Annotated in this window: 5 protein-coding genes; 2 read left to right on the plus strand and 3 right to left on the minus strand. The window is 59.4% G+C overall.

Annotation, left to right across the window (positions count from 1 at the left end; genetic code table 11):
• Positions 1-94 precede the first annotated feature (94 nt).
• The 3 genes from WBB95_RS24850 to WBB95_RS24860 all read right to left on the minus strand — a co-directional run bounded on the left by WBB95_RS24850 (position 95) and on the right by WBB95_RS24860 (position 3146).
• Positions 95-460 (minus strand): histone-like nucleoid-structuring protein, MvaT/MvaU family, encoded by a 366-nt coding sequence (locus WBB95_RS24850; protein ID WP_424489977.1) that lies wholly within the window; start codon positions 458-460, stop codon positions 95-97.
• Between the two features lie 198 nt (positions 461-658).
• Positions 659-2200: an EAL domain-containing protein gene (locus WBB95_RS24855; RefSeq protein WP_424489978.1), complete on the minus strand. Its 1542-nt coding sequence runs from the start codon at positions 2198-2200 to the stop codon at positions 659-661.
• A 79-nt stretch (positions 2201-2279) separates the two neighbouring features.
• Positions 2280-3146 carry a LysR substrate-binding domain-containing protein gene (locus tag WBB95_RS24860; RefSeq protein ID WP_424489981.1) on the minus strand — a complete coding sequence of 289 codons (867 nt, stop codon included), beginning with the start codon at positions 3144-3146 and terminating at the stop codon, positions 2280-2282.
• A gap of 118 nt (positions 3147-3264) precedes the next feature.
• Between WBB95_RS24860 and WBB95_RS24865 the strand changes: the two genes are divergently transcribed.
• Together WBB95_RS24865 and hppD are read left to right on the plus strand one after the other, a co-directional pair.
• A complete protein-coding gene (locus tag WBB95_RS24865; protein ID WP_424489979.1) occupies positions 3265-4188 on the plus strand; it encodes a DMT family transporter in 924 nt (307 codons plus the stop codon).
• A 243-nt stretch (positions 4189-4431) separates the two neighbouring features.
• A partial coding sequence (hppD, locus tag WBB95_RS24870) for a 4-hydroxyphenylpyruvate dioxygenase (RefSeq protein ID WP_424489980.1) occupies positions 4432-5499 on the plus strand: 1068 nt, incomplete at its 3' end.

Genomic DNA, 5499 nt, shown 5'->3' on the forward strand with positions numbered 1-5499 from the left:
ATTATGAACAAAATGAAATGTTAGTTAAGTTCGTTTTCGAACCCTGAACAAAAAAAGCCCCGCGGAGGCGGGGCTTTTTGTTAGTGCGTTCCGATCAGCCGCGAAGCCAGGAGTCTACAGTGGCGGCGCCATACTGTTCTTTCCAGGCTTTCAGGCCGCGGTGGTTGCCGCCTTTGGTCTCGATCAGCTCGCCGGTGTGCGGGTTGTGGTAAACCTTGACCACGCGCGCGCGGCGCTGTTTTGGTGCGACGGAGGCCGTAGCGCTGGCTTTGCCATGGTTAGGATCAAGGATCGCAATGATGTCACGCAGGCCTTTATCGTAGCTTTTCATCAGCGCTTGAAGCTTTTCTTCGAATTCGATTTCTTTCTTCAGGCCAGCGTCGTTCTTCAGGGATTCCAGCTGGGCGAGCTGCTCTTGAAGGGCTTTTTCTGCTGCGCGAAATTCGGCGAGTCTGGACAAAATCTGTACTCCAATAGTGTAATTTGCTGATATCAACTGCAGACAAAGCTATAAGCCAGATGCTTATAAAATAACTCAAAGAAAGTAGCCTTTCTGCGAGCCTGCTCAGGCATCAAAAATTGTAGTAGTTAATGCGCTACGAGTAAATCACGTCTTTTGTCTAAATAAGATATTTCATCAGCGCGACTAGATGGCTATTCAATGGCTGGCCAAAGACTTAATAAACTCAGCGCACGGCAAGGGTCGGCCAAACAGATAACCCTGCAGGAAATCCACCCCTTGTGCTGCAAGATATTCGCACTGCTCAGGGGTTTCGACGCCCTCGGCGACAATCCCCAAGTCGAGCTTGCCCGAGAGTTCGATGATGCTGTCCAGAATATGCCGCGAGAGTGCATCGGCGCCGATCATGGCGACAAAGCTTTGATCAATTTTCAAGAAGTCCACATTGAAGTTGCGCAAGTAACCCAGGCTGGAATGGCCGGTGCCGAAGTCATCAATGGCGATCATTACGCCGAGTTGATGCAGTGCGTCGAACAGCTGGCGAGTGATGTCGGTCGGCTCAATCAACTCCCGTTCCGTCAACTCCAGCACCAACGTGACCTGCCCGGGCGGGAAGGCGGCGAGAAACTCGCGGCAGTCCTCCACCAGTGCGAGGTCCTGGCAATGGCGTGCCGTGATATTCACACCGATATGAAAGCCCGGCGCGAAGCGTGAGGCATGGGGCGCCAGTTGGGCGGCGGTCTGGCGCAGCAAGGAACGGGTCATCGGCACAATCAGCCCGGAATGTTCGGCCAGGGGAATGAACAAATCCGGGCGTACCAGGCCTTCCTTGGGGTGCTGCCAGCGCATCAACACTTCACAGCCAGCCCATTCGCGCGTGTCGCCGCGCACCACCGGCTGGAAATAAGGGATGAACTCGTTGGCACCCAAGGCGCGCTGCAATTCATGGGTCGGCGCCGAGGAACGCTTTTGCAGCCAGTGCGCCAGCGTGCCGGCGAGCACACCAAAAAACACCAGCAGGCTGAACAGCGCCGGGTAGCGCGCTTCCATATAGCGCCACACTTCACCAGCCGGCATGCCCGCGTCGACGCTGTAGTGATAACGCTCGGAGACCAGGTGATGATGCGCCACGGCGAATTCCGGCACGGCGGTGTCATGCACCTTGCCGTCGGCATTCAGCCAGTTGGGCCCGACTTGCAACACCAGTTGCGTATAACGGCTGATCAGGCGTAACGCGTTGGTCAGGTGGTAGCCGTCAATCGAGGCAAACGCTGCCTTGTCGCCGTCTACCAATCGATAAACCAGCAGCGCCGTGTCCGGGGTCACCGGGTTGCCGTTCATTAACCAGAGCGTGCCATCCACGTAGTCCTCCGGGTTGACCGCCGACTGGTAGTTGCCACCAAACAGTGAGCTGCAATAGATATTTTTTTGCCAGGACAACGTCGTCGCACGCACAAAGGGCCGACGCGTCACCTGCTCGCGCAGCGCCAATTGCGCACCGTTGTCGCACGGTTGGCCCGCCAGCGGCAGCAAGGTCTGGGCGGCGAGGGCAGTATTGTCGAGCATCAGGTCAAACTGGCGCACGGCTTCCCGAGCGGTCTGCGCGGTGCTTTGTTGCAGCGTGCGTTCGGCTTGCCAGTGCAGGATGACCACGCCGAGCGCGATCGGCAGCAGGCCACTGAGTGCGGTGATCAAGTAGCGGGTGGCGCGTTTTCGCGGGCCGTTGACGGTCAGGGGCATGAATAACGGCCTGTTGCAGAGTGGAGGAAACGCCGAAGGGCCAATCAGGATAATTCGATGATAGATGGCTCGCCGCAAATTAGCTCGCCGCACCTGGCCGTTCGGTCAGTACGCGCGGCTGGAACTGAGTGCGTTGCGCCAACGCGATAAAGGCCAGGGTCGCCGGTGTCGACTGGCGCTGATCCAACACCGCCAAACCGATTTCACGGCTGACCGGCGGCGACAGCGGGCGCACCTGATAGCGCGGGTCCGGCGTTTCCGGCAGCGACGCTTGCGCCACCACGCTCACACCATCGCCCCGGCTCACCGCCTCAAGGGTGCTGAGCAGTTGCGAGCAGCGGTAACGCACATTCGGCGTGAGCCGTGCGACGCTGAACAACCGCGACACCAACTCCAGCGAGCCGGCTTCGGTGAGGATGAACGGGTCGTCGCACAATGCCTTCAACGCCACACTGGGTTGCGCAGCCAACGGGTGCGCGGCAGGCAGCAGGGCAACCATCTGGTCCTTGAACAGCGCGAACGTATCGAAGCGCTCTTGCTCCAGCACCACAAACCCCACGTCGATGCGGCGTTCGTCCAGCCACTGGATTACTTGGCGGTCCGGGCCTTCGTCCACATGCACTTCGATACCCGGATGTTCGCGTCGATAATGCGTGAGGATGCGCGGCAGCAAGCGATTGGACGAGGTAGGCCCAAAAGACCCGATGCGCAACGTGCCGCGCTTCATGCCTCGCGCATCGCAAGCTTCTTGCTGCAAGGTACTGGCCACGCCAAGAAGGGTGCGTGCCCGCATCAGCAGTTGCTGGCCGATGTCGCTGAGCTCGACCTGGGATTGGTGTCGCCGAAACAATTCGACGCCCAATTCCTGCTCAAGGGCCTTGATTGCATGGGACACCGCCGACTGGCTTATGCCCAGGCTGTGCGCGGCACTGGTGAAACCCTGCAGCTAGGCGACGCGCGAGAAGATTTCCAGCTGGGTAAGCGTCATGAGTGTTTACTCATTTTACGATGATCTGTCATTAGCAGGAGGATACGCCATCCTGATCGCCAAAGAGACTGCGCTGATGACTTCTTCCTCCGACCGCCTGACCTACCTGAAACTCGCTTTGGTGGCCATGATCTGGGGCGCAACCTTTGTCGCCGGCCGTTACCTGGCGGGTGACGTCGACCCGTTGCTGGCCGCGAGCTTGCGTTTTGTGCTCGCCAGCGTGGCACTGCTGGGGTTCATGGCCCTCGTCGGGATTCGTCTGGTCCGGCCCAACGCACGCCAACTTGCTCAGTTGGCCATGCTGGGGTTCTTCGGCATCTATTGCTACAACCTGTGCTTTTTCTACGGGCTGCAGTACATCAATGCGTCGCGGGCTTCCTTGATCGTCGCGTTGAACCCGGCCGTTATCGGCGTGGCGTCATGGCTGTGGTTCAAGGAACGCCTGGGGCCAGGCAAATGGCTGGGTATCGCCTTGTGCCTGGGTGGCGCCGGCGCCGTGATCGTCAGCCGCAATCCCCAGCTGTTGCAGGCCGCCGCGCAGGCCTGGATCGGCGACGTGCTGATTGCCGGCTGCGTGGCGGGGTGGGGCGCATATTCGCTGTTGTCCCGTGGCCTCAACCGGGTGTTGGGGGCTTTGCAGACGGTGACATGGTCGATTCTGTTGGGCACCGTGATGCTGGTGATAACCACCGCGCTCACTGGCCGGATGACCTTCGCCGCCGTACAGGCCGTTCAGTTGCCGCAGTGGCTGAGCCTGCTGTACCTCGGCGTGTTGGGCTCGGCGCTGGCCTACATCCTCTGGTACGACGGCATTCAACGTATCGGCGCGACCCGGGCCGGCGTGTTTATTGCGCTGAACCCGCTCACGGCGGTGATCTGTGGCGCCATGCTGTTGGGCGAGCAGCTGACGCCGCCGATGCTGGCAGGCGGCGCGGTGATCCTGCTGGGTATTTACCTATGCAACAAACCCCTTGCGCAGCCCAAGGCATTGGGGATTTGATAAGAGTACGGACAAACGCTGTTACGCTGTGTAGAATCGATTTACGCATACAAGAATATGGACTTGCGCTCACGCAAGCCTCAGCCGTCAGAGACTGATGTAACCATGAAGCTACTCGGCTCCCCCCTCATCTTTGGTGACTTCCTCGCCCGCAGCGTGCGAGGCCTCTCCTGCGCGCCACCCTGCAACCTCATCCTTGCTCGCAAATAACTATTTGTTCACTACAAGCATGAGGCGCCGAAAATGGCCGACCAATACGAAAACCCAATGGGCCTGATGGGCTTTGAATTTATCGAATTCGCATCGCCGACCCCAGGCACCCTGGAGCCGATCTTCGAGATCATGGGCTTCACCAAGGTGGCCACCCACCGTTCCAAGAACGTGCACCTGTACCGCCAGGGCGAGATCAACCTGATCCTCAACAACGAGCCCGAGAGCCTCGCCTCCTATTTTGCGGCCGAGCACGGCCCGTCGGTGTGCGGCATGGCGTTCCGGGTCAAGGACTCGCAGCAGGCTTACAACCGCGCACTGGAACTTGGCGCCCAGCCGATCCATATCCAGACCGGGCCGATGGAACTGAACCTGCCGGCCATCAAGGGTATCGGCGGTGCGCCGCTGTACCTGATCGACCGTTTCGGTGAAGGCAGCTCGCTCTACGACATCGACTTCGTCTACCTCGAAGGCGTTGAGCGCAACCCGGTGGGCGCAGGCCTCAAGGTCATCGACCACCTGACCCACAACGTCTATCGCGGGCGCATGGCCTACTGGGCGAACTTCTATGAAAAACTGTTCAACTTCCGTGAAGCGCGTTACTTCGACATCAAGGGCGAGTACACCGGCCTGACGTCCAAAGCCATGAGCGCCCCGGACGGCATGATCCGCATCCCGCTGAACGAAGAATCGTCCAAGGGCGCCGGGCAGATCGAAGAGTTCCTGATGCAGTTCAACGGCGAGGGCATCCAGCACGTGGCCTTCCTCACCGACGACCTGGTCAAGACCTGGGACGCGTTGAAAAAGATCGGCATGCGCTTCATGACCGCACCGCCAGACACCTACTACGAAATGCTCGAAGGCCGCCTGCCTAACCACGGTGAGCCGGTCGACCAACTGCAAGCGCGCGGCATTCTGCTCGATGGCTCCTCGATTGAAGGCGATCGTCGACTGTTGCTGCAGATCTTCTCGGAAACCCTGATGGGCCCGGTGTTCTTCGAATTCATCCAGCGCAAGGGCGATGATGGGTTTGGCGAGGGCAACTTCAAGGCACTGTTCGAATCGATCGAGCGCGACCAAGTGCGTCGTGGTGTATTGACC

It is taken from the genome of Pseudomonas sp. (assembly GCF_049645325.1).
In the GTDB taxonomy this organism is placed as follows: Bacteria; Pseudomonadota; Gammaproteobacteria; order Pseudomonadales; family Pseudomonadaceae; genus Aquipseudomonas.

Coding starts and splice junctions, on each gene's coding strand:
- WBB95_RS24855 (WP_424489978.1), bottom strand. CDS start 2,200: ATGCCCCTGACCGTCAACGGCCCGCGAAAACGCGCCACCCGCTACTTG.
- WBB95_RS24865 (WP_424489979.1), top strand. CDS start 3,265: ATGACTTCTTCCTCCGACCGCCTGACCTACCTGAAACTCGCTTTGGTG.